Here is a 23129-nt window from a genome sequence, read left to right as displayed (position 1 = left end):
CTTTATAAAGCCCATATTACAAAGTATGGGCTATATAAACTAATCCTTTATGACATAATTACTTACAGTTTGCTGCTTTACTAATTTATCACTTGCTCTAAAGTTGTAAATTAACAAGGAGCCTTATTATGTTGCTTTTCAATACTAGCCAGTCATTTCCTCATTTTACACACGTTCAGTGCTGCCCTGGCTGCAACAGCAACAGCTATCACTTAGTTAATCATAGCCGCTTTTTACGCTTTACCATTTTTCCTATATTTCCGATAAAGTTAAGTTATAAACGCGAGTGCTATCAATGCGGACATAGTGAGGCTATCAATATTAAGACGTTACCTCTGTTTGAGAAGCTTAGCCTACCAAAATACTGTATTGGATTAATTTTATTACTATGGGGGGCGTTATTTTTTTATCAAAAGCACCTCAACACTGAAGCACTAAAACAAAGCTATTTAACCTCCCCAAAAGCTTATGATACCTATTTAGTCAAAGCCGATAAATTCACTCACGAACCATGGACACTCACTAATTTAAAAGTTGCGCAAGTACTCAGCTTTGATGAGCAATTTATAACGTTTCAGGTGAGTAATTACAGCTATAAGCGCACTAGTGCCATTACCACAGCGATGCGTGCAAGTTTATTGGTACAAAGAGATTACTTTTCTTCTCAAACTATTACCCTGCCTCGTAATGAGATAAAACGTTTATACGAAGATGACATTATATTTGACGTGCTACGCCCACAAGCATATTCACTTTATGGCGGGTTTGTGATGTTTCCACCTAAACCTAAACCTCTTTATAAAGGCTTAAAGCTCGATGAGAATAATCAGCAAGGGATTATTTACTATAAAGATAAACAATATAACGAAGCGCTTGAAAGCTTTAACCTAGCAGCAAACTCAGGCTCACAATGGGGTCAACTAAATCTTGCTCAGATGTATCGTGATGGACAAGGTACAAAAAAGAACATTCAGCAGGCGATTTATTGGTATAAAAAAGCCATTGCTCAAGGTAATAGCAAAGCTAAATACGAACTTGAGCAACTATGCAAAACAACTCAGTGCGAATAAAATAAAGTAGCGTTACCACCGCTACTTATTTGCTTTAAATAACTTAGTATAAGCGACATGCGCAATCACAATAACCAAACCAGCACCTATTCCTAACAGTCCGTCAAATACTAAAGGGGCTAGTATTTCTCCTGTGCTACCAGCAACCGACTGCGCATAATGAGTTACATCCACTTGGGTATGATGCAAAAGCTCAATTGCGTGTACTAAAATTCCACCACCCACTAAAAACATCGCCACCGTGCCCGCAAAGGCTAAAAACTGCATTAACCGTGGGGCTGCAGCTAATAAGGCTTTACCGAGTAATTCTTTAAACTTACTTGCGGAGAGTTTGGATTGATTAAGTAAATATAAGCCCGCATCATCAAGCTTTACAATCCCTGCTACCAGTCCATAAACACCAATTGTCATAATGATGGCAATCACACTCAATACCAGCGCCTGGTTCATTAATGTCGCCCCTGCGACCGTGCCTAATGTAATAACAATAATTTCGGCGGAAAGAATAAAATCAGTACGAATGGCGCCTTTAACTTTTTGTTTTTCATACTCTGCCAGGTCTAAATTTTCAGCACTTTCTGTCGCTTCAGCATGATGAGATAAAAATATTTTTTCTGCGCCTTCAAAACATAAAAATAAGCCACCTATCATTAAAAGTGGGGTAATTAGCCAAGGCAACCACACACTAATTAATAACGCAGCAGGGACTAATATGGCTTTATTTAAAAACGACCCCTTTGCCACTGCCCATACAACGGGCAGCTCCCTATCAGCAGTAACCCCAGTAACTTGCTGAGCATTAAGTGCCAAATCATCACCAAGTACTCCGGCTGTTTTCTTTGTCGCAACTTTACTCATGGTCGCAATATCATCCAGCAAAGTCGTTATATCATCCAGTAATGTTAAAAGGTTGCTGCCAGCCATGAAATTTCCTAACTAAAAATAAGATCTTAAACATAACGTAAAGCTAGATTTTCACCAACGGTTAATTTAGCTTTGTTAAGATCTTAATTAAACAAGGGACTCAATAAGGCACAGTCAATGAAACACGCTATCGTTATTATTGCTCTAATAGCTTTGACTGCATGCAATAAGCAGCCAGTTACAAATAACTATGTTTGCGATAACGCACCTGCAAAACTTGATATTATTAGCAACAAGCAAGCAAAGCTGAGCTTTTATGACCATGATTACATATTGAATCATGAGGTGAGTGCTTCAGGCAGTAAATACATTAATCAAGAGGTGTTATTTTGGAGTAAAGGAGAACAAGCAATGCTAATAATTAACGGCAAAAAATACCAATGCAGTAACAATTAACCAATAGCTAACATCGCATTAAAAAACTTGCTACACTAACAAAAGTCTTAATATTGTTGATAAAGTTATGCAATCTCTCGCTATAAAACACAAAATAATTTTAGCCTTTTCAGCCATTGGCTTGTTGATACTAACCAGCTGCATATTTTTTTACTGGTCGCTCAATCAAATTAGTACCACTAACACGCGTATAGAAACGTTGGCAGTGCCTGTACAACAAGCAAGTAAAGATCTTCGTTTATCACTCCTTTCTATTACTAAATTTAATGCCATTGCTTATAGCCAAACTAAACTTAATTTACTACTGCAAAATAAAAAACAGGCACACGCTGAACAAACGCAGTTTTTTAGTAAATTAGAAACACTAAAAACACAAGTTGCCCAGCAGCAAGGCATGCAAACATTACTTAAAGCTATTAACAAAGACTTTGCCCAGCTAAATACAATAAGCAACCAAATGCTTGCAGCAAAAGAGCAACGTTTTAAGGCGCAAAGCTCAGCCGAAGCACTAACAATTACGTTCAATGAACAGCTTCGTGAGCTCAGTAACCGCTTGCTTGATATAGAGCTCATAAACGTGGAGAGTAACCAAAAATCACTTTTAGATGCGGTATTTGGCACTGCGACTCGTGTTGATGATTTATTATTTACTTTAAATAATAACGTTGAAGGGATTAGGCAAATAACCACTTCAGAAAATATAAACGATCATCAACAAGACACCTCTTTTTTACTCGACAATATTAAATCTAATCTTAGTTACTTAGAGCAACAAGCCACCCCAATTGCTAATAAACTCAACACAAATGAGCTTATTACAGCATTTGATGATTTAAGCAGCCTATTAAATAATCCTGATGGGTTGTATGCCTTGCAAAATACTGTGCTCAATAATAAAGACAAAGTTGATCAGCGTTTTGAAAGCTTTCAAAACGCCTTTATTAGTATTGAAAATCAATTAATTGAGCTTAATAAACTGGCTGACACGCGCTTTAACTTTTTACAAGAGAGCGCTAAATCAGCAATTAATACTGGCTCTAGCTTAGTGATTATTATTGCGTTTGTATTAATTACTTTGCTGATTATTATTTCAGTATTTACTACTAACGCCATGCTAAAACCGCTTAAAAAGGTGAATAAAGAACTTGCTCGCATAGCCTCAGGTGACTTTTCTCAGCGTAGCAATCCCCACAGTAAAGATGAATTTGGTACGCTGATGCACAACACTAATAAGCTTTGTGATGATTTAACTCACTTAATAAAAGCCATTAGTAACGACGCTTACGAACTCGATAATTCAGCTATTCAAACCAGCGAAAAAGGCCAGCAAATGACTATTGTTGCTAAGCAACAGCTAGAACGTAGTGCACAAGCAACCTCATTAGCACAGCAAATGTTGCAAAGTTCTCAAGCCGTATACGAACAAGCGCAAAGCACCTCTAATGAAATTACTAATGCCTCGCAATTTGCCAATGACGTTAACGACATTGCAAATAATAATAGCCAAAGCATTGAAGCACTTTTAAATCGCTTAGATAAAGCAGTAAGCAGTACAGAAGAACTAGCCCAGTATACGCAACTAATTGGTGCCATTGTTGATACCATTAGCAGTATTGCAGAGCAAACTAATTTACTGGCACTTAATGCCGCAATTGAAGCTGCACGTGCTGGTGAGCATGGCCGCGGATTTGCCGTAGTAGCAGATGAAGTACGCTCGCTTGCAGCTCGCACACAAAGCTCTACAAGCGAAATTACCACCATGATTAACACTCTACAGCAGCATACTCAAACCACTCAAACTGAAATAAATGATGGGCAACAACAGGCTAAGCATTGCGTTGAAAACAGTACTGAACTAAATAATGCTGTTGAGCGTATTAAGAGCACGCTGGTATCGGTTAATGCTATGAGTAAAGAGATTGCAAGTGCCTCACATGAACAACTGGCAAACAGCACCGATATTCAACAAATAATGGCTAAGGTAACCGAGCAGGCCACCTTAAATGCCAACAATGCAACGACCCTAGCAAGCGAAAGTGAAGACGTTAACCAACTTGCACACTCATTAAAAGGTGCAGTAGAGCGCTTTAAGTTTTAAGCGCAGCTAATGACTTGGCTTGTATGAACTGGGTATAATACTTTTAACTTTTTGCTAAGTAACGGCCCACAATGAAATACAAAGATCTGCGCGATTTTATCGATTTACTTGAGAAGCGAGGCGAATTAAAACGCATCAGCCAAGAAATCGACCCGTATCTTGAGATGACCGAAATTGCTGACCGCACACTGCGTGCCGAAGGCCCTGCTTTATTATTTGAAAACCCTAAAGGGTACGACATTCCCGTTTTAGCTAACTTGTTTGGTACCCCTAAGCGTGTAGCTATGGGTATGGGCCAAGAAGATGTGAGTGAATTACGTGAAGTAGGAAAATTACTCGCATTTCTAAAAGAACCTGAGCCGCCAAAAGGCATTAAAGAAGCGCTCGGACAAATTCCGGTATTCAAGCAAGTACTTAATATGCCGGCTAAAGAAGTTAAAAAAGCCCCCTGCCAACAAGTTATTTTACAAGGTGACGACGTTGACTTAACTAAGCTTCCTATTCAGCACTGCTGGCCTGGCGATGCTGCACCTTTGATTACTTGGGGTTTAACCGTTACCAAAGGGCCTCACAAAAAGCGCCAAAATTTAGGGATTTACCGTCAACAGCTATTGGGTAAAAATAAAATCATTATGCGTTGGTTATCTCATCGCGGTGGCGCGCTTGATTTTCAAGAGTGGTGTAAAGAACACCCTGGTCAGCCCTACCCTGTTTCGGTGGCATTAGGTGCAGATCCTGCGACTATTTTAGGCGCTGTTACCCCCGTTCCAGATACGTTAAGCGAATATGCCTTTGCAGGTTTACTACGTGGTAGTAAAACTGAAGTAGTTAAGTCAATCTCGAATGATTTACAAGTACCAGCCAGTGCAGAAATCGTACTTGAAGGGCATATTATGCCTGGAGAGATGGCGCCGGAAGGTCCATATGGCGACCACACAGGCTACTACAACGAAGTCGACGACTTCCCAGTTATGACGGTCACTCATATTACACATCGTAAAGACCCTATTTATCATAGTACTTTTACTGGCCGTCCGCCGGATGAGCCGGCTATTTTAGGGGTGGCATTAAACGAAGTATTCGTACCAATCTTACAAAAGCAATTTCCAGAAATTGTCGATTTTTATTTACCGCCAGAAGGTTGTTCGTACCGTATGGCCGTGGTAACAATGAAAAAACAATATCCAGGTCACGCCAAGCGCGTAATGATGGGGGTTTGGTCATTCCTACGACAATTTATGTACACTAAGTTTGTTATTGTCTGTGATGATGATATTAACGCTAGAGATTGGAACGATGTAATTTGGGCTATCACTACTCGTATGGACCCTGCGCGCGACACGACGTTAATTGAAAACACGCCAATTGATTATTTAGATTTTGCATCGCCCGTATCTGGCCTAGGTTCAAAAATGGGTATGGATGCAACAAATAAATGGCCTGGTGAAACAACTCGAGAATGGGGCGAACCTATTGTAATGGATCAAGCCACTAAAGATCGTGTTGATGAGCTTTGGGATAGTTTAGATATTCTCTAACGACTTTGGTCTAGGGCTCTAGGCTGTAAACTCACCCTGCGGATATGCTATTATTGCTCAAATAAAGTGCGTATCCGCTAATTTAAGGTAAAACATGCAAACATTACTCGCTGAAGTTGTTTCTATCAGCCCACTAACAGAATTTGTTCATAAAGTTATTTTAAAGCCGCAACAGCCTGTAGCATTTGAAGCTGGTCAATATTTACAGTTGGTTTTAGGTGAAAAAGATAAACGTGCGTTTTCAATCGCGAGTCGCCCCTCACAAACTGATGCATTAGAATTACACATTGGCGCATCAAACGCAGACTCTTACGCAATGCAATCATTAGAACACCTTCGTAGTGCCCACAACGAGAACCAAACCGTAACTATTGAAGCAGGTTTAGGTATTTCTCAGCTGCGTTTGCAGTGCGAGCGTCCAATTATTTTACTCGCCGGCGGTACTGGTTTTTCTTACGCAAAGTCAATGGCCGAGCATTTAGCTGAAATCAACTGTGAGCGCCCGGTGCTATTTTACTGGGGCGTAAAAGAAGAGTCGGCGCTGTATGCACATACCGAAATGCAAGCATGGGCAGATAGCCGTGAAAACTTTAAATTTATTCCTGTCGTAGAGCATCCTACCGACAGCTGGACTGGCCACACTGGTTATGTTCATAAAGCGGTGATGAGCGATATTATGTCGTTAGAACCTTACGATATTTACATGGCAGGTCGTTTTGACATGATTGGCATAGTACGCGATGATTTTATAAATCATGGCGCTATTCGTGAAAATATGTACGCAGATGCATTCGCGTTTATAAAGTAACATTAACGCATTATTTTAAGGCACCTTAGGGTGTCTTAATTGTTTTAATTGCTAGAACTGTGATTGTTATTACCTATTAAGCTCATCAACATAAACAATTTCCTAAAATCCAATCTATAAACCATACTTTGTACAGAACATTAAGCGGGAGAAACCTAAATGTTAAATACAAAAGTAAAAGATTTTATGCAACATAAGTTGCCTCATATCACCCCTAATACAGAAATGACCACTGCCATAGCAGAGCTAGAAAAATTTAAACTACTAGGCGCGCCGGTATTTGATGATAATAAGGTGCTCGTTGGCTTTATCTCAGAGCAAGAGTTACTCAAACCCTTAATGCAAAGTAGTTATTTTTGTGATGGTATGGTGAAAGTATCGCAGTTGATGCAAACAGATGTGGTAACCGTGCACGGCGATACCAATATTATGGAATTAGCAGAACAAATGAAGCCTGGTAAACCTAAAAATTACCCCGTGATCGATGGCGGTGTAGTGGTAGGTATGATCAGCCGTGCCGATATATTAAAAGCACTTTATAATAATTACGTTAGTTGTAATGCGCACATATAAAAAAATGCCACTGTAAACAGTGGCATTTTTAATTATATAGACAATTTAACGCTGTGCGACTTTAGCTTTAAGTGCATTTTTATCAGCGTCACTTAAATAGGCAATTTCCAGCGCATTCGCTTGCGCTTTTTCCATATCAGCTTGTGACAAACCTGCTTTTGGTGCTGCCACTGCATATTCGTATTCAATTTCAATGCCTTCAACAGCTGGGTCATCCGTGTTAAGACAGGCTAAAATACCATGATCTAAAAACTGCTTAAGTGGGTGTTTGGTTAAATCATTCACTGTACTGGTTTGAATGTTACTGGTTAAGCACGATTCAATACCAATACGGTTATCGCGTAAATAATCCATTAGTTTTGGATCTTCAATCGCTTTAACACCATGGCCTATTCTGCTTGCGCCAAGCTCGTTTAATGCTTGCCAAATACTTGGCGCACCTAACGCTTCACCAGCATGCACGGTAACAGCCAAATACGCATCACGTACTTGCTTAAAATGATCAACAAACAACTCGCCAGGATAACCAATCTCATCACCGGCCAAATCCACTGCAACCAAATCATTTTTAAAGGCAAGTAACGCGTCCAACTCGTGCTGACAGGTTTTAACTCCGTATGTACGAGACAAAATACCAATTAAGTTTGCTTTTATATCAGTATCTTTTGTTGCACTACGGATACCATCAACCACTGCTTCAACAACCCCTTGAGGGTGTAACCCTTGGCTTTGAGCCATATAATAAGGACTAAAACGCAGCTCTACGTAATCAAGACCCTGCGCTTGTGCATCTTCAATGTTTTCTATCGCAATACGTCTACAGGCATCGTAATCACCTAGTACCGTCACTCCCCAGTCAAGCTTTTGTAAAAATGCCATTAAGTTTGGCTCAGGATCAATAACCTGAACATGGGGAATAAGTGCTTCAACATTGTCCGCTGGTAAAGCGATATTAAACTGACGACCAAGTTCTAGTATGGTTTGCGCGCGTACATTACCATCTAAATGACGGTGAATATCTAGCAAAGGTATTTTTCTATTGATCATAATAGCTACTCGGTTGAATTAAAATTGCGCGAATGATACGCAGGTACAGTAATATTTCAAGTGTAGAATACTTAAAATAGCGCTTGGAGGTCTTATGTCTGCTTTTTATATAAAAAGAGTTAACGTGATAAATAAAACCAAATCATTTTAAACAGTGCATCTGCATCAATAGGTTTAGTTATATAGTTATCCATTCCGACGTTAATCGCTTTTTTAGCATCTTCTTCGTGCGCATTAGCAGATAGGCCAATAATAGGTAAATCTAAAAAGCCTAACTCATTACGAATCACTTTTGTTGCTTTTAAGCCATCCATTTGTGGCATTTGAATATCCATTAATACTAAGTCGTATCTTTTATCGCTTAGCATTTTAATCGCTTCAAGTCCGTTATTAGCAATATCTACAACACCCTGCTTGGTTTCTAAAATAGCGGTGGCCACATGTTGATTTAATGGGTTGTCTTCAACGAGTAGTAAGCGATACTTCGCCAGTGATAGGTTGCTTATATCTATTTTATCTAACTTACCTGAATAATATTGTGCTTTAGGTAGCGGAGAATGGAGCGGTAAACTAAAGGTAAAAGTAGAGCCGTGACCCTCACTACTTTTTAAATCAATTGCTCCTCCCATCAGCTCTACTAATTTTTTACAAATACTTAAACCAAGCCCTGTGCCACCAAACTGGCGTGAGGTTGAACTATCAGCCTGAGAGAATGGGTTAAATAGCTGTTTTTGTGCCTCCTCACTAATTCCAATCCCCGTATCATTGACACTAAAATAAGTCATTTTTGCTGACTGCCAAATCTTTAATGTGATACTACCCTTAGCAGTAAACTTAACGGCATTATTTAATAAGTTCAGCAGCACCTGCTTTAAACGAATAGGATCGGTATTAACAACTAAAGGAGCATCATTATCAACCTCAACTTGTAGTGACAAGGGCTTATTACTAACTTCAAAATGCATTAAACTCATAACTTCTTTTGCCAATAACTTTAACTCTACAGACTCTTGTACTAACTCAAGCTTGCCCGCTTCCATTTTTGAAAAATCGAGCACATCATTTAGCACTCTCAATAAGACACTGACCGCACCGTCAGCTTGCTCTATGTAAGTTTTTGCTAATGACCAGTCCTGCTGTTGCAGTGCTAAGTAATGCATGCCTTTAATACCGTTAATTGGGGTACGAATTTCGTGGCTCATATTAGCTAAAAACTGACTTTTTATCTCACTGGCTTCATCCGCTTTCTGCTTTTCCTGACGCAAAGTTAGTGTTTGCTTTGCAACTTGTTCGCGTATACGAACATTGGTGGCGACCACTGAAATTAAAAACATAATCAATAGCCAAACAAATAGCATACCTACTATCTGTGCTAGCCAATAAATTAGCCAGGTTGATTGCGTTTTAGGTTGGTATATTTCTACTTGCCACAACCTATGGCCAATTAACAACTGATAATCTTTTAGCAACGTCATTGAGTCATGCTCAACGCTATAAAGAGCCTGTTTATTATCTGCTTTATTGATATCAGTAAAACCAATCGCAACTTCATTACCGCTATCAAACGAAAGTGCCTCAGACAACTTAGCTAAACTCACCAAGGCAATTACAAACCCTTTAAAGTCACCTTCAATATCAGGAGCACCAAAGACAGGAGAAATAAAAAGCACGCTTAATTCCTCGTCTGCAGGGGCTAGCTTAAATGGCTCACTCAATACCAGCTCATTAAGAATTTTTGCTTTATTGAGTGCATCACGAATATGTAAATCAGAGTTCAAATCAAAGCCCAGCAGATCTTGCATATTCTTTATGGGGTAAATATATTTTATGGGGTAATAAGTATTGCTAAAGAGCGCGGGTTGCCATTGACCATTCGCCATCCTTTGCTTTATAACGACACTTTTGTCCCATTGGGCAGGTTCGTTAATAGAATTAGCTGTGATCATTGGCACCCAATTTAACGCTAAAATTTCTTCATTGTAGCTCAACTGCTTAGAGGTAAAATGATTAAACTCATCGAGAATAACCTGATCACTACTTGCTAAAAATGCACCTAACAAAGATAGATGAGCAGCCACTTCATCTAACTTTTGATTAATGGCACTTTGTGCCATCAACACTTTATCTTCTTGCTTTTGAATGTCTTTTTGTTTTTTTACACTTGCTGCGCCATAAAAGCTAACGCTAATAATGGCGTAAATAAGTAACGCAGGCAAAATAACCTGTAGCCGATGACGTAACTGCGAATAGTTAAATATGGCCAATACCAATGGAGTAAAAACAAGTACGCCAATTGAGTCACCTATCCACCAGGTAATAAAGGTACTAAGCGCAGCAGGTGGGCTAATTATATTATTGAAAAAAAGTAGACTGGTTCCAACACCTGCCGCTATTACACAACATAGTGGCCCACCAATCACCAAGCTTTGAATACTAAGTCTAAGAGAAGATAAATTAAGGGGGACTTTAATGACTCTGATAATGAGGAATGCACCTAGCCACGCCTGAAAAAAAACAGCACAGCTGACGGCAATAGCTTGCAATAAGACTTGCCAATTTAAAATATCAGCAGCATTGTCTAAGTGAATTAAATTAACAAACGCTGCGCCTGCAAAAATCCCCGCATAAGCACGGCGCCTCCATAGTAAAAAGCTTGCCAGCGCAATACCGGCTGGAGGCCAAGAGGCAACCGCATAACCATTAACGGCGAATAAAAAATTACTCAGGTAACCGCTAAAGAAATAAGCGCATGCGAGGCTAAAAGATAATGTAAATACATTTTTCACAACCGTCGCTCCTGCGCTTTTATTATTGATTTATAACTATAATTGATTATTGGTAGAGTACAAGTGCCTTATCTAATTGTGCACTGTGTTTATAACTTAATATCGCTTGTTGTCGGTACTGTGCTTTATTTTCGCTATTGAGTGCTTTGTCAAAAACACGTGCGGCTAAGTCATAATCACCTTGCGCATTAGCTAAACACGCTAACGCTAATAGTAACGCATTATTATGCTCATCTTTTTTCAGTCGCTCTTGAATGCTTGATTGCAACTTATAAGCATTACTTGGTGCAGCTTCACTTAAAATGTGAGCCAGTTGTTCATGCTGTTTTTGCTTGAGTAATTTAACTAGCTCATTTTCGATGCTTGCTAATTGCCCTACTTTAGCCATTTGAGTTAAATAAGCCGTATGCGCATGCGCCTGCAACTTTTTACCTAAATGTTGATATTTAGCGGTTAACTCATCATTTGCTTGCGCAGCAAAATAAGCTAAAAACACTTGCTGCCACTGGGTATCATTCAAGGCGTTTTTGCGCAATAAACGCGGTAAAAAATCTTCAAGCAATTTAAAATGCTGTTGCTGCACTAAAACTTCGGTGTACAACTTCAAATCAAGCACCGTGGCTTTTTTAGACTCTGCTGCCACCCGTATTTGCGGTTCAATTACACTGCTGTCGCCACTAGCTAACCATAACTTAGCCACTTTAAGTTGTTGCTCTGGGCTGATTTCAAACAAACGTTCAAGCGCTTTATCAGGCTGGTTATTTGCCAGTGCGGTTTTTGCTAATAACGCTAAACGTATATCGGTAAATTTAGCAGGCACACTATTACTTGATAGCGCACTTTCTACTTGTTCGTAATTATCATTAATGAGACTCCACAATGCTTGCTCTATAGCCGCATGTTTACGCTCTTGGCTTCGCGCAAAAAACCCATGCTTAGTGTTTCTATAAATAGATAAACAATAACGCACTAGCTTGTAAGTTAAATACAAAGCTGCCGTACTCAGTGCTGCCATTATACAAAATGAAACAATCGTCCCCTCTATGGTGGTATTGTTAAATGAAATCAGCACATAGCCTTTTTCATCTAACACAAAGGGAGTAATCGCTAGCACCAACACAATAGCGACAATAAAAATAATCAGCCCTATCATTGTGCCCACTCCTTCACTTTTTGAGTGCTTTGCAGTGTTACTTGAGGATTAAAGTTAAGCGATTCTTTTTCAAGATTGGCTAACGTCTTTATTACCACTTTTGTTGCATCGTCATCTCGTTTAAAGTATTCATTAACCAAACGTTTTGTATCATTCAAAGCGTTAAAATAAATACTAGCTTGTTTACCCATTAATGCGTCTTGCGCCTGAGTAATATTAAGCTTGATGCGCTGGGTAATTAAATGACGCTCTCGGTCAGTTAATAGTGGCTCAATTAATACGCCTTCATGATGGCGAATAGTAATAAAGCTATCGACTATTTTATTCCAACTATTACGAATGTTTTGTTGCCAATCACTAACATCTTCAGAGAGTGCATTCTCATCACTTATACTCGCCTCTTCAGGCAAATTAACCGCATTAAATACCAAGTCATCAATACGCTTTATTACGCTGTTTAATTGTAAATAAATCGCTTCTGTCGCAACGGGTTTAATATTGTCGAGTGTTTGTATGTCTTGTGTAATTGCTTGACGCAACTCAAGCGTACCTGGATGATCGCTTAATAATGAGTCTAAACGTTTAAGCACGGCACTTGTGCCTAGGTAATCTTGTTCTGCCCACAGTTTAAATTCAGCCATGCGTTGCAAGCTGGTGACCTCTTGTGGATTTAATGTATTACCACTTTGTTGTACCTTTTGCAGTGCGGCTTTTAATACTTGTTGATTTTTTACAGAGTTCTCATTGAGTGCCATAGCGATTTGCTCTTCGCTATTAAGCAACGCTTGTTGCAAACTGAGTTGCTCAGACTTAAGCGTTTGCAGCTCTTGCTGCAATATCTTATTTTGCTCTGTTAATGCATTAACCGCTAAATTTTGCACTTTACCGGCATTAAGCTTTTGATAAAATTCATAACCCACACCACTGGCAACAAGCAAGGAAATCACTAACGCAACGCTACCTACTTTACTTACTTTTTGAGGAATATTTTGCGTTTGGTTATTCACTTTTGCAGACTCACTTTTAGTCGTATTTGAGGTGCTCTTTGCTGTTGGCTTCGCTTCTTTTTCTACTTTTGACGTCGCTGACTGTTCACTCATTTTGCTACCTTGCTGATTAATGCAGGTAAACATAGCCTGGTCGCTAGCTCCTGCCGCAGTGTGTATATGGGTCGAATTTATTTTTTGTTGTTGTAAATAAGCACCAATGCGCTCACTGGCAACATAAAACTCGCACTGTTGTAACCATGTTAGTTGCGCCGCTGAAATAGTATTAAATATGGCGTCAACTGCAGCATTACTTGTAATGACTATACCGTGTACATTCTGGCTTTGCCAGTGGTCTATCCAGTTAGCTGAGCTAGGCTCTACTGGTTTACGTTGATACACCACACAATTATTTAAATGAGCACCACGTTGCTTCAAGGTTTTTGCTATTTCAGGTCGCCCGCCAATCCCTTTTACTAACACAATATTACTGCCGTCAATATCAGCCAAAGACTTAAGTGCGAGTAACCCTTCAGAGTCATGTTGTTTTGGCAAAGCCGCGCGCACACCAAATACTTCATAAATGGTATCGGCTGTTTGTTGGCCTACCCCATAAAACTGTGCTTTGGTATTAATAGCAGGCTTAAGTGCATTTAATGCATGCACCGCATCCTGTGAAACAAAAATAATTTTGTCGGCGTTTACCAGCGGGCTTAATTCAACGTTTGTTGGCGTTAAGTAGGTTATTTTTAAAACAGGATATAAAGACGCTTGATAACCCGCTTGCTCAAGTTGCTGTGCAAGGGCTGCGCCTTTTCCTTCGGGCCGAGTTATCAAGATATGTTTCATTATGCGTCTCGATATACGTCAGCCAGAATTTTATCTGCGCCTTGTGCTAATAGTTTTTTAGCCAGCTCTATACCTAGCTTTTCAGCATCATCAACGTGACCGCTAATTTCATCGCGTAAAATTTCACTGCCATCAATCGCACCGACCAAACCACGTAAATGTACTTGGTTACCATCAACCAGTGCATAAGCACCAATTGGCACTTGGCAACCCCCTTCTAAATGGCGGTTCATTGCGCGCTCAGCGTTAACACGAATACGTGTTTCGTTATGCTCAAGTGGAGCCAATAATGCTTTTGTCACGCTATCGTCTATACGACACTCAATGCCTACAGCGCCTTGGCCATTAGCAGGTAACGAGACTTCTGGTTCAATAAAGTCACGAATACGCTCGCCCATCTCTAAACGAATTAGTCCTGCAGCTGCGAGTATAATGGCATCGTATTGGCCGCTATCAAGCTTAGCTAAACGTGTATTTACATTGCCACGTAAGTCGCGAATTTCTAAATCCGGACGCATAGCTCTAATTTGACACTGGCGACGTAAACTTGAAGTCCCCACAATAGCGCCTTGTGGTAGCGCATCAATATTGGCAAAGTTATTTGATACAAACGCATCACGCGGATCTTCACGCTCACAAATAGTGTGTAACTCTAAATCATCCGGAAATTCTACCGGCACATCTTTCATTGAATGCACTGCAATATCTGCACGGCCATCTAACATGGCTTGCTCTAACTCTTTTACAAATAAACCTTTGCCGCCAATTTTAGCTAGTGGTGTATCTAAAATAATGTCACCTTGAGTCGACATTGGCACGAGCTCTACACGCACGTCATCATGAAAGTGCTCTAGCTGCGCTTTTACAAATTCAGCCTGCCAGAGTGCCAATGCACTTTTACGAGTGGCAATGCGAACTAACTTTGTTTTTTCAGTCATAAAATATCCATTAATAATTACTAGCTTTTAGAATGAAAACTTATTCAATCTAAGGCTATTTAATTTGCTAAAACTCTAAATTTTTTTTGAGCGATGAGCAGCCCGTTTTCATCAACTACATCAACGCGCCAATGCCCTAATTGAGTATCCATAATATTTTTAGTTGAGTACGTTCTGTAACGCGGAGAAGTAACCTTAAGTGCCACTTCAGCCATTATTTCACCTTCAAATAACCACACATGTTTTACCTGCTGTCCCTGTAAGTTTTTAAGCTCACTAAAAAATGACAGCGACTCTTCAAATTGATTCAAACGCACATCGGCGGCAAATACATTGGTTGGCTCACGGTTACTGACACTGCGAGTCAGAACTGCACGGCTAATTGTGGCTGTATCTATTTTGGCTCCCACAGCTACACTAGCAATGTGTGCGGATGCAGCAAATTTCTTTTGCTCAACTGGCTTTGCACTAACAGTCTCAACTTCAGGGTCTTGAGTGGCTATTGCTGCAATGGTTGCTTCTTCAGGCTCAGCAGTGATCGTTGGCTCTACTTCTTGCTTAATAATACTTTGTTGAACTTCAGGCTCCGATGGTACCTGTTCAGTAATAGAAGCTGGTTTTTGCTCAACTGAGGAAAAGGTTTTAGGGTCTGCAATCTTGACACTGCTCACCGGCTCCTCATCGGCATCTGTGGCTTTTTCACTCTCTACTGATGCTGCAATATCATCGTTTAGCGACACAATTGCTGTTTGTTGCTCAGTAAAATCAAGCTGCTCATTAGGATGCGGCGTCCCTTGATCAGCATTCACGGCGCTAGACAGGCCGTAAATAACCGCTGCAGAGATCATAATCACCAACATAGAAATACTCACAATCCGACGCCAATGCCACTCATAGCTCACGTTGGGTTTGCTAGTAGATGGTTCACGTTTTACATTTGCTGTTATTACTATTTTTTGACTCATTTTGACCCTCAGCGGCTCCTAAACTAACTTAAGCGAGAAATTAACCATTGGCGCACAGCTTGTAACTCTTGTGTACAAACCTGATGCCCCATTGGGTATTCTTGCCAACTTACATCCATGTTATGCGTTGATAATACTTCGAACGCACTTCTACCCGCGCTATGCGGTACAACGTCATCTTGGCTACCATGAGCCATAAATATATTTAACTGTGTTTGTTTTGCTTCATCTGCCAATTTATGTGGCACACACATGTAGGTTGACAGCGCCATTACACCAGCCAGCTTTTGTTCTAAACGCGGTGCTAAATGCAGCGATACAACGCCACCTTGCGAAAAGCCCGCTAAAATAATTTTACTCGCAGGTATGCCGTTAGCAATTTCTTGTGTAATGAGTTGCTCAACTTTGGCTGCTGATTCTCTAACCCCTTGCTCATCAGCACGTTTATCTAAATCCATAGATTTAATGTCGTACCATGAGCGCATTTGCATACCACCGTTAATAGTGACAGCCTGCATAGGCGCATGAGGAAAAACAAAACGCACCCCTAACTCAGTAGGTAAATCGAGCTGCGGGGCTACTGGTGCAAAACCATCACCTGAATCACCTAAGCCATGCAGCCAGATAACCGTGGCTTTATGGGTGCTTTGCGCTGGGTATTCTACAAACCCTAAACTCATAGTGTTGATTGCCATTGAATTTCTTGACCCGCTTGGCGTGTAGACGCTTCGTTAATGAAGCTCCAAAACTCTGCACCCGAGCGGTTATCAATCCATTGACCATCACGCATTTCAAAATGATGGCCATTGAATTTTGTTGCTACCCATACTTGGTGCAAAGGGGCTTGCTTATTAATCACAATCTTACTGCGATCTGGAAAAATAATTTCTAAAATACCTTGAGCCGATTCATAATCTAAATCTGCTTCACAATCATCAACTTGTTCTTCAATAGTGAACATAAGAGCTTCTGCTAACTGGTGATATTCGTGATCAGTCATCGTTAATTTCCTTTGCAGGCGAGGCGCCTAAATAATGGGTGCATGTTTATAGAGCTAGTGTAACAGGAATAAAATCATCCGCGAATAGCTGCATTTTTTAGATATTCTGTTACTCTGCGATTATAAAGCCAGCAACCGTATTAATCTAATGAAAGCGACATATACCTTACAATTAAAACAACTATTAATCAGCACCGTATTGTTGTGTGCATTAGCTGGCTGTGGCCAAAGCGGCCCGCTGTACTTACCCGAGCAGCCTGCTGAGCAAAACCAGCCAACTGACATACCTAATAAACAAACACCCGTCGAGCAACAACAGGAGCAGTAAATGGATTTTTTTAATTATAAAAACAATCAACTATTTGCTGAAGATGTCAGCGTAGCAACCATTGCACAGCACTATGGCACGCCATGTTATGTGTATTCAAGAGCCACGTTTGAACGCCATTATTTAGCGTTTGCTAATGCGACTAAAGATCACAAAAGCCTAGTGTGTTATGCCGTTAAAGCAAATTCAAATATTGCGGTGTTAAATATATTGGCACGACTTGGTGCGGGTTTTGATATTGTCTCAAAAGGCGAATTAGCACGGGTGATCAAAGCCGGAGGTGCTGCTAACAAAGTGGTATTTTCTGGGGTTGCTAAAACGGCTGACGAAATTGCTTATGCGTTAGAGTTAGGCATTAAATGTTTTAATGTTGAGTCAATTTCAGAGCTTGAGCGTATTTCTGAAGTGGCCTGCGAGCTTAATTTAGACGCGCCAATTTCTATTCGTGTTAATCCCGATATTGATGCCAAAACACATCCGTATATTTCTACTGGACTTAAAGAAAATAAGTTTGGTATTGGAATCGAGTCTGCATTAAGTGTGTATCAACATGCGGCATCATTACCTGGCTTAACGATTGTTGGCGTAGATTGCCATATTGGCTCACAGCTTACACAAACCAAACCGTTTTTAGAGGCGCTTGATAAACTACTGGCATTAATTGATGAATTAAAAAATGCAGGTATTGAGCTAAGCCATTTAGATATAGGTGGAGGCCTTGGAGTAACCTACGACGACGAACAACCTCCACACCCAAGTGAATATGCAGCACAAGTAACGCAGCGCCTTGCAAATTACCGTCACCTAGAACTGATTTTTGAGCCCGGGCGAGCCATTGCCGCAAACGCGGGTATTTTAGTTACACAAGTTGAGTTTATTAAGCAAAATCAAGACAAGTATTTTGCGATTGTAGATGCGGGTATGAACGACATGTTACGCCCATCACTGTATCAAGCATGGCAAAAAATTATTCCTGTATCAGTGCGTGATGACGAAACACCTACACACAACTATGACGTGGTTGGGCCGGTGTGTGAAACCGGTGACTTTTTAGGTAAAGACCGACCACTGGCACTCAAACAAGGTGATTTGTTAGTACAGCGAAGCGCTGGAGCCTATGGTTTTACAATGAGCTCAAATTATAACTCACGTCCACGAGTTGCCGAAGTAATGGTCGATGGTGAGCAACATCACCTTATTCGCGAACGCGAAACTATCGAAAGCTTATACCAAGGTGAGAAAGTTTTACCATAAACGTTTTTGCCAACTAGCTGCTCTGTGGCATGATTAGCACAGAGCAAAACCGAATTAGAGCGCTATGTTAGTTAATTTTTCCAAAATGCACGGCTTAGGTAACGACTTTGTTGTGATTGATAACATTACACAAAACGTTTTTTTATCTCGTGATCAAATCAAAAAGCTGGCCGATCGCCATTTCGGCATTGGGTTTGATCAACTACTGATGGTTGAAGCCCCTTACTCACCCGATCTCGATTTTCACTATCGTATTTTTAACGCTGACGGCCACGAAGTAGAACAATGTGGTAACGGTGCGCGCTGCTTTGCCCGCTTTGTACGCATGAAAGGCTTAACCAATAAACATAAAATCAGCGTGTCGACTAAGTCTGGTAATCTCACCCTGTATATTGAAAAAGACGGTCAAGTAACCGTTAATATGGGTCACCCTAATTTTGAGCCAAATAAAATTCCACTCAAAGCAACCAAACGTGAGCTGACTTATATTATTCGCGCAGAAGAGCATACCGTTTTTAGTGGTGCCGTATCTATGGGTAACCCTCATTGCGTAATGGAAGTAGACGATATAGAAACAGCCCAAGTGGATACCCTAGGCCCGTTGCTTGAAAACCATGAGCGTTTTCCACAACGCGCGAACATTGGCTTTATGCAGGTTATCTCTCAAGAGCACATTAAACTCAGAGTATGGGAGCGTGGTGTAAGCGAAACACTTGCTTGCGGTACCGGCGCGTGTGCTGCCATGGTGATTGGTTTTATCCAAAATAAGCTCACCAGTACAGTACAAGTTGATTTACCCGGCGGTAGCTTACAAGTGCGCTGGAGTGGCGAGGGCCATCCAGTGCGTATGACAGGTCCCGCTGAACATGTATTTGATGGGCAAGTTGCACTATGAGTGAATTAACTAAACAGCAAGTAATAGATTACTTACAACAGCATCCTGATTTTTTAATTGAGCAACCTAAGCTGTTAGCGCAACTTGAGTTACAACAGCAAGTACAGGGTGCTACTTCATTAGTGCATATTCAGCAGCGCCAATTACGCGAGCACAATACACAGCTAAAAAATCAAATAGACAGCATGAGCAAAAATGCGACCCAGAATGAACTGGTTTATCGTTTATTTAGCCAATGTCACCGACAGCTGTGGAGTAATTACGACTTTAATACACTGGCCAGTAACTTACGCAATATTATTTGTATGAGCCCGACTATTAATGAATGCAAACTCGTTAGATACGATAATGCCTTTGAAGAGTTAGTAAAGCATAGACTGTCAGATAGTAATCATTATTTAGGCCGTGTAAATCAGCAAGAACGCGACTTACTCTTCAACAATGATACCCAATCGACCGCACTTTATTTAATTGGTGAGCCGAGTAACCCCTACGCAATTTTGGCTTTTGGCAGCCACGATGAAAACCACTTTGAGCCCTCACAAGATAACTTATTTGTATTAGATTTTGTGCGCTCATTGCAAATACGGTTACTGGAACTGGCATGAGCGATAACGCGCCAAATATAAGCGACTTAAGCGATAGCTGGCGTACACCCATTACATTATTTAGTGATTACTTAAAATTTGAACGCCAGTATTCGGCGCACACGGTTAATCAGTATGTCAGCCAATTAGGCTTTGCCGCCTTGTATTTTAATAAACTGTGCGACAATTGGTTTGCGGTACAAAGTGAGCATATTCGTCGTTACAGTATGGCACTGCGGGCAAAACAATTAAGTGGCAGAACAATCAGCTTAAAATTAAGCTGTATACGTAGTTTGTATAAATTTTTAAAAGCAAAAAATATTACTGAGCAAGCGCATTACCATAATCCGGCACAGGGTATAAAAGGCCCTAAATTTGCGCGACCTTTACCTAAAAACCTTGATGTTGACCAAATGGCTCGTTTACTCGAAATACCCGATGATGATCCACTCGCCATGCGTGATAAAGCGATGATGGAACTGATGTATTCATCAGGTTTACGCATTAGCGAGTTAGTTGGCGCTAACATGCAAGATATAAACACTCGTAGCGGTGAAATATTAGTGCGAGGCAAAGGCGCAAAAGAACGCCTAATACCGGTTGGCTCTAAAGCACTTGAGGCGTTAAACAATTGGCTAGCAGTTCGCCCACTATTTATGGGCTCAGATGAACATGCGGTATTTTTAAGTAGCAAAAAAAATCGTATTTCTGTACGCCAAGTTCGTTTGCGCATGCAAGAATGGGGGATTAAGCAAGGTATTAGCTCGCAAGTTCATCCACATAAATTACGCCACTCATTTGCGTCGCATATTTTAGAGTCGTCTGGGGATTTACGAGCAGTGCAAGAATTATTAGGCCACAGTAGTTTATCTGCAACCCAAGTTTATACTCATTTAGATTTTCAGCACTTAGCTAAGGTGTACGATAACACCCACCCACGAGCTAAAAAAAGAACCGATTAGAGCAGCAACTATGATCCGATTTAATCGCGCAATTTCTCCTTTTTCTGTGCTAAGTTTTGACTTAGACGACACCTTGTACGATAACCGCCCTATCATAACCGCAGCCGTTCAGGCGCAAATTGATTATTTAAATGCGCTACCAGGCTACAAAAAACAAGGACCACAGTTTTGGCAGCAATGCCGTGAACTCGCAGCACTACAGCAGCCAGAGCTGATTGATGACGTCACACAATGGCGTAAGCATACCTTGCGCTTAGTATTGTCTGAATTAGGTTTTAAAGGTGATGAAATAGAGCATCATGCAAATAAGGCGTATCAAGCATTTGCAGATGAGCGAAGCAATATTACGGTGAGTGAAGACGTACTAATATTGCTTGATAAACTAAGTCAACACTACAAATTGATTGCCATTACTAACGGTAATGTCGAGGTTGATCGATTTAATTTAAAAGGTAAGTTTGAACTGGTGTTACAAGCTGGCTTCCATGGTAAAGCCAAACCACACACAACATTATTTGATCAAGCCGCAACACATTTACGTATCAAAAACAGCGATATTTTGCACATAGGTGATAGCCTTGATAGCGATGTGCAAGGTGCTAACAACGCTGGCTGTCAGTCTGTATGGCTGAATAATCAAGCACAAACTTATGCCTACAAAGGGCTGGCTGATATTGAAATAACCAACATTCATGCGTTAACCCATTTAATATAACCTATGCTTGTTTTACTAATAATATAAGTTAGAGTTAGTTAATTAACGACATATTATAATAACAAGGACAGCGTATGACGCTCACAGATTATTTAACAACGCTCGCAGATGAGCCAAAAAGTATTAGCTTTGCTGATACTATGGCCGTTATTGATGAGCACTATATTTTCACAGCATGCAGCTTCAGTAACCATGGGTTATTAAGCTCTGCCAGTGAAAATAACGGTTCGTGCAAAATTTTTGCATTTGCTAAGCTCAACGGTCTTAGTAAACAAAATACCTTAGATTGTTTTGGTAAATTTTACCGTGAAGATGTACTAGACAACCCAAATGCCGATGATCACATGAATATTCGTACGTTTATGTTAGCACCAGAAGCAACACCGTTTTTAGGCATTAGCTTTAATGGCACGCCTTTAACCACAAAAGAATAACATAGGGTCTGTTGACCTTTGTGGATTAGACCCTAGTATTATTTAGCCGCTACCAGCGGCTTTTCCATAAAGTAACGTGTACCGCTGAGCGGATAATTATTTAGTTGATACTTAACCTGATAGCCACGCTTTTCATAGAAAGGTTTGGCTTGAAAATCTAAGGTGTCAAGCTGAGCCTGAACGGCACCCATTTCAATTGCTGCATTTTCAAGTGATGTTAGTAACGACTCAGCCAAGCCATTGCCTCGTGCCGATTCAGCACACCACAACCAACTTATTAGCAGCCAATTGCCAAATACATGACCACTTATACCGGCAACTAATTCATTCTGTTTATCGAGATATTTATAGCCGAGAGCTTGGCGCTCTGCGTCGAAATGTTGAGCATTAAACTCAAGCATATTAACACGCAGTGCTTGGTTTAATTGCTCAGTATTATCAGCATGCAATAGGTACATTGGCCGTTCCAAATAAGCCTATTTTAGCAAATACCTGATGTTAAAACAGGTTATTTTGTCCAAAGGGAACTTCCAGCATATTGCTAGAAATTTTTTCCGGCTGACCACACATTTCATCATAAGCGCTGGTATGCCTGAGCATCATTTGCGCATAAGCAATGTCTTCAAATCGTTTTTGAATATGTAATGGGCTAACTGCCTTTACAAATTCACCATCACTTTCTTGTACATAGTATTCAACATTATTAATGACAACAGACACTTGATACAAGGCCATTTCCAGTGAATGAACCACCACTTTTTGTAATGGCTGATGCTTTTTTAATTCTGAAAATTGAATACCCATATTAACCTACCTACTGTTA

At 40.4% G+C, this 23129-nt stretch carries 24 protein-coding genes; 13 read left to right on the top strand and 11 right to left on the bottom strand.

From position 1 onward, the window contains the following. Positions 1-128 precede the first annotated feature (128 nt). Positions 129-1070 (top strand): tetratricopeptide repeat protein, encoded by a 942-nt coding sequence (locus AC0VZ5_RS00600; RefSeq protein WP_475473745.1) that lies wholly within the window; start codon positions 129-131, stop codon positions 1068-1070. A gap of 21 nt (positions 1071-1091) precedes the next feature. On the opposite strand, the gene AC0VZ5_RS00595 is transcribed toward AC0VZ5_RS00600, so the two are convergent. Next, entirely contained in the window at positions 1092-1994 is a 903-nt protein-coding gene (locus tag AC0VZ5_RS00595) for a DUF808 domain-containing protein (protein ID WP_475473743.1), read from the bottom strand. A 117-nt stretch (positions 1995-2111) separates the two neighbouring features. On the opposite strand from AC0VZ5_RS00595, the gene AC0VZ5_RS00590 reads away from it, so the two are divergent. From AC0VZ5_RS00590 to AC0VZ5_RS00570, 5 genes are all read left to right on the top strand, one after another. Then, on the top strand, positions 2112-2390 hold the full coding sequence (locus AC0VZ5_RS00590; protein ID WP_138605415.1) for an MliC family protein: 279 nt from the start codon (positions 2112-2114) through the stop codon (positions 2388-2390). 67 nt (positions 2391-2457) lie between these two features. Then, entirely contained in the window at positions 2458-4488 is a 2031-nt protein-coding gene (locus tag AC0VZ5_RS00585; RefSeq protein WP_138605417.1) for a methyl-accepting chemotaxis protein, read from the top strand. A 71-nt stretch (positions 4489-4559) separates the two neighbouring features. Continuing rightward, complete coding sequence (ubiD, locus tag AC0VZ5_RS00580) at positions 4560-6026, top strand: 4-hydroxy-3-polyprenylbenzoate decarboxylase (RefSeq protein WP_138605419.1); 1467 nt, start codon at positions 4560-4562, stop codon at positions 6024-6026. Between the two features lie 94 nt (positions 6027-6120). Next, the gene (gene fre, locus AC0VZ5_RS00575; protein ID WP_475473740.1) at positions 6121-6834 is read left to right on the top strand and encodes an NAD(P)H-flavin reductase; all 714 of its coding nucleotides are present in this window, start codon (positions 6121-6123) and stop codon (positions 6832-6834) included. Positions 6835-6993: 159 nt separating this feature from the next. After that, positions 6994-7407, top strand: coding sequence for a CBS domain-containing protein (locus AC0VZ5_RS00570; RefSeq protein WP_054202871.1), 414 nt, complete (start codon positions 6994-6996; stop codon positions 7405-7407). Positions 7408-7452: 45 nt separating this feature from the next. Here AC0VZ5_RS00570 and add read toward each other — a convergent pair whose 3' ends face one another. The 8 genes from add to cyaY form a co-directional block, all read right to left on the bottom strand. Continuing rightward, on the bottom strand, positions 7453-8454 hold the full coding sequence (add, locus tag AC0VZ5_RS00565) for an adenosine deaminase (protein WP_010392653.1): 1002 nt from the start codon (positions 8452-8454) through the stop codon (positions 7453-7455). A gap of 119 nt (positions 8455-8573) precedes the next feature. After that, complete coding sequence (locus AC0VZ5_RS00560) at positions 8574-11240, bottom strand: ATP-binding protein (RefSeq protein ID WP_138605425.1); 2667 nt, start codon at positions 11238-11240, stop codon at positions 8574-8576. Positions 11241-11286: 46 nt separating this feature from the next. After that, positions 11287-12393 (bottom strand): heme biosynthesis HemY N-terminal domain-containing protein, encoded by a 1107-nt coding sequence (locus tag AC0VZ5_RS00555; protein WP_475473736.1) that lies wholly within the window; start codon positions 12391-12393, stop codon positions 11287-11289. Beyond that, positions 12390-14228, bottom strand: a complete 1839-nt coding sequence (locus tag AC0VZ5_RS00550) for a uroporphyrinogen-III C-methyltransferase (RefSeq protein ID WP_475473734.1) — start codon at positions 14226-14228, stop codon at positions 12390-12392. Before AC0VZ5_RS00550 ends, AC0VZ5_RS00555 begins: the two co-directional genes overlap by 4 nt. After that, the gene (gene hemC, locus AC0VZ5_RS00545; RefSeq protein WP_178954538.1) at positions 14228-15166 is read right to left on the bottom strand and encodes a hydroxymethylbilane synthase; all 939 of its coding nucleotides are present in this window, start codon (positions 15164-15166) and stop codon (positions 14228-14230) included. The genes AC0VZ5_RS00550 and hemC overlap by 1 nt, the downstream gene beginning before the upstream one ends. Positions 15167-15225: 59 nt before the next feature. Beyond that, positions 15226-16131, bottom strand: a complete 906-nt coding sequence (locus AC0VZ5_RS00540; RefSeq protein WP_475473732.1) for a DUF2914 domain-containing protein — start codon at positions 16129-16131, stop codon at positions 15226-15228. A gap of 23 nt (positions 16132-16154) precedes the next feature. Continuing rightward, positions 16155-16811 (bottom strand): alpha/beta hydrolase, encoded by a 657-nt coding sequence (locus AC0VZ5_RS00535; RefSeq protein ID WP_198523767.1) that lies wholly within the window; start codon positions 16809-16811, stop codon positions 16155-16157. Beyond that, the gene (gene cyaY / locus AC0VZ5_RS00530) at positions 16808-17131 is read right to left on the bottom strand and encodes an iron donor protein CyaY (RefSeq protein ID WP_138605435.1); all 324 of its coding nucleotides are present in this window, start codon (positions 17129-17131) and stop codon (positions 16808-16810) included. Before cyaY ends, AC0VZ5_RS00535 begins: the two co-directional genes overlap by 4 nt. A gap of 148 nt (positions 17132-17279) precedes the next feature. Between cyaY and lptM the strand changes: the two genes are divergently transcribed. The 7 genes from lptM (at position 17280) to AC0VZ5_RS00495 (ending at position 22306) form a co-directional block, all read left to right on the top strand. Continuing rightward, positions 17280-17459, top strand: coding sequence for an LPS translocon maturation chaperone LptM (gene lptM / locus AC0VZ5_RS00525; RefSeq protein ID WP_413401066.1), 180 nt, complete (start codon positions 17280-17282; stop codon positions 17457-17459). Then, positions 17460-18713, top strand: coding sequence for a diaminopimelate decarboxylase (lysA, locus tag AC0VZ5_RS00520; protein WP_475473729.1), 1254 nt, complete (start codon positions 17460-17462; stop codon positions 18711-18713). Between the two features lie 64 nt (positions 18714-18777). Beyond that, entirely contained in the window at positions 18778-19608 is an 831-nt protein-coding gene (gene dapF, locus AC0VZ5_RS00515) for a diaminopimelate epimerase (protein WP_008109029.1), read from the top strand. After that, complete coding sequence (locus AC0VZ5_RS00510; protein WP_010392634.1) at positions 19605-20216, top strand: DUF484 family protein; 612 nt, start codon at positions 19605-19607, stop codon at positions 20214-20216. The genes dapF and AC0VZ5_RS00510 overlap by 4 nt, the downstream gene beginning before the upstream one ends. Further along, positions 20213-21157, top strand: coding sequence for a tyrosine recombinase XerC (locus tag AC0VZ5_RS00505; RefSeq protein ID WP_198522079.1), 945 nt, complete (start codon positions 20213-20215; stop codon positions 21155-21157). Before AC0VZ5_RS00510 ends, AC0VZ5_RS00505 begins: the two co-directional genes overlap by 4 nt. A gap of 10 nt (positions 21158-21167) precedes the next feature. Beyond that, complete coding sequence (locus AC0VZ5_RS00500; RefSeq protein WP_464710577.1) at positions 21168-21872, top strand: HAD-IA family hydrolase; 705 nt, start codon at positions 21168-21170, stop codon at positions 21870-21872. A gap of 74 nt (positions 21873-21946) precedes the next feature. Continuing rightward, positions 21947-22306, top strand: a complete 360-nt coding sequence (locus AC0VZ5_RS00495) for a HopJ type III effector protein (RefSeq protein WP_464710579.1) — start codon at positions 21947-21949, stop codon at positions 22304-22306. Positions 22307-22344: 38 nt separating this feature from the next. Here the strand turns inward: AC0VZ5_RS00495 and AC0VZ5_RS00490 are convergent, their stop codons facing one another. Both AC0VZ5_RS00490 and AC0VZ5_RS00485 read right to left on the bottom strand, forming a co-directional pair. Continuing rightward, on the bottom strand, positions 22345-22764 hold the full coding sequence (locus AC0VZ5_RS00490; RefSeq protein ID WP_464710581.1) for a GNAT family N-acetyltransferase: 420 nt from the start codon (positions 22762-22764) through the stop codon (positions 22345-22347). 40 nt (positions 22765-22804) lie between these two features. Then, positions 22805-23110, bottom strand: a complete 306-nt coding sequence (locus tag AC0VZ5_RS00485; RefSeq protein WP_008109023.1) for a DUF6482 family protein — start codon at positions 23108-23110, stop codon at positions 22805-22807. Between the last annotated feature and the right edge of the window lie 19 nt (positions 23111-23129).

The sequence above is a fragment of the Pseudoalteromonas sp. QJM3NY_12 genome, from assembly GCF_056173165.1.
Note: the sequence above shows the minus strand (reverse complement) of the source record. Positions and strands in the feature narration are given on the sequence as shown.

Bases quoted from the DNA above. Each gene is read 5' to 3' on its own strand.
- AC0VZ5_RS00600 (WP_475473745.1), top strand. From the start codon at position 129: ATGTTGCTTTTCAATACTAGCCAGTCATTTCCTCATTTTACACACGTT.
- AC0VZ5_RS00595 (WP_475473743.1), bottom strand. From the start codon at position 1,994: ATGGCTGGCAGCAACCTTTTAACATTACTGGATGATATAACGACTTTG.
- AC0VZ5_RS00590 (WP_138605415.1), top strand. From the start codon at position 2,112: ATGAAACACGCTATCGTTATTATTGCTCTAATAGCTTTGACTGCATGC.
- AC0VZ5_RS00585 (WP_138605417.1), top strand. From the start codon at position 2,458: ATGCAATCTCTCGCTATAAAACACAAAATAATTTTAGCCTTTTCAGCC.
- ubiD (WP_138605419.1), top strand. From the start codon at position 4,560: ATGAAATACAAAGATCTGCGCGATTTTATCGATTTACTTGAGAAGCGA.
- fre (WP_475473740.1), top strand. From the start codon at position 6,121: ATGCAAACATTACTCGCTGAAGTTGTTTCTATCAGCCCACTAACAGAA.
- AC0VZ5_RS00570 (WP_054202871.1), top strand. From the start codon at position 6,994: ATGTTAAATACAAAAGTAAAAGATTTTATGCAACATAAGTTGCCTCAT.
- add (WP_010392653.1), bottom strand. From the start codon at position 8,454: ATGATCAATAGAAAAATACCTTTGCTAGATATTCACCGTCATTTAGAT.
- AC0VZ5_RS00555 (WP_475473736.1), bottom strand. From the start codon at position 12,393: ATGATAGGGCTGATTATTTTTATTGTCGCTATTGTGTTGGTGCTAGCG.
- AC0VZ5_RS00550 (WP_475473734.1), bottom strand. From the start codon at position 14,228: ATGAAACATATCTTGATAACTCGGCCCGAAGGAAAAGGCGCAGCCCTT.
- hemC (WP_178954538.1), bottom strand. From the start codon at position 15,166: ATGACTGAAAAAACAAAGTTAGTTCGCATTGCCACTCGTAAAAGTGCA.
- AC0VZ5_RS00540 (WP_475473732.1), bottom strand. From the start codon at position 16,131: ATGAGTCAAAAAATAGTAATAACAGCAAATGTAAAACGTGAACCATCT.
- AC0VZ5_RS00535 (WP_198523767.1), bottom strand. From the start codon at position 16,811: ATGAGTTTAGGGTTTGTAGAATACCCAGCGCAAAGCACCCATAAAGCC.
- cyaY (WP_138605435.1), bottom strand. From the start codon at position 17,131: ATGACTGATCACGAATATCACCAGTTAGCAGAAGCTCTTATGTTCACT.
- lptM (WP_413401066.1), top strand. From the start codon at position 17,280: ATGAAAGCGACATATACCTTACAATTAAAACAACTATTAATCAGCACC.
- lysA (WP_475473729.1), top strand. From the start codon at position 17,460: ATGGATTTTTTTAATTATAAAAACAATCAACTATTTGCTGAAGATGTC.
- dapF (WP_008109029.1), top strand. From the start codon at position 18,778: ATGTTAGTTAATTTTTCCAAAATGCACGGCTTAGGTAACGACTTTGTT.
- AC0VZ5_RS00510 (WP_010392634.1), top strand. From the start codon at position 19,605: ATGAGTGAATTAACTAAACAGCAAGTAATAGATTACTTACAACAGCAT.
- AC0VZ5_RS00505 (WP_198522079.1), top strand. From the start codon at position 20,213: ATGAGCGATAACGCGCCAAATATAAGCGACTTAAGCGATAGCTGGCGT.
- AC0VZ5_RS00500 (WP_464710577.1), top strand. From the start codon at position 21,168: ATGATCCGATTTAATCGCGCAATTTCTCCTTTTTCTGTGCTAAGTTTT.
- AC0VZ5_RS00495 (WP_464710579.1), top strand. From the start codon at position 21,947: ATGACGCTCACAGATTATTTAACAACGCTCGCAGATGAGCCAAAAAGT.
- AC0VZ5_RS00490 (WP_464710581.1), bottom strand. From the start codon at position 22,764: ATGTACCTATTGCATGCTGATAATACTGAGCAATTAAACCAAGCACTG.
- AC0VZ5_RS00485 (WP_008109023.1), bottom strand. From the start codon at position 23,110: ATGGGTATTCAATTTTCAGAATTAAAAAAGCATCAGCCATTACAAAAA.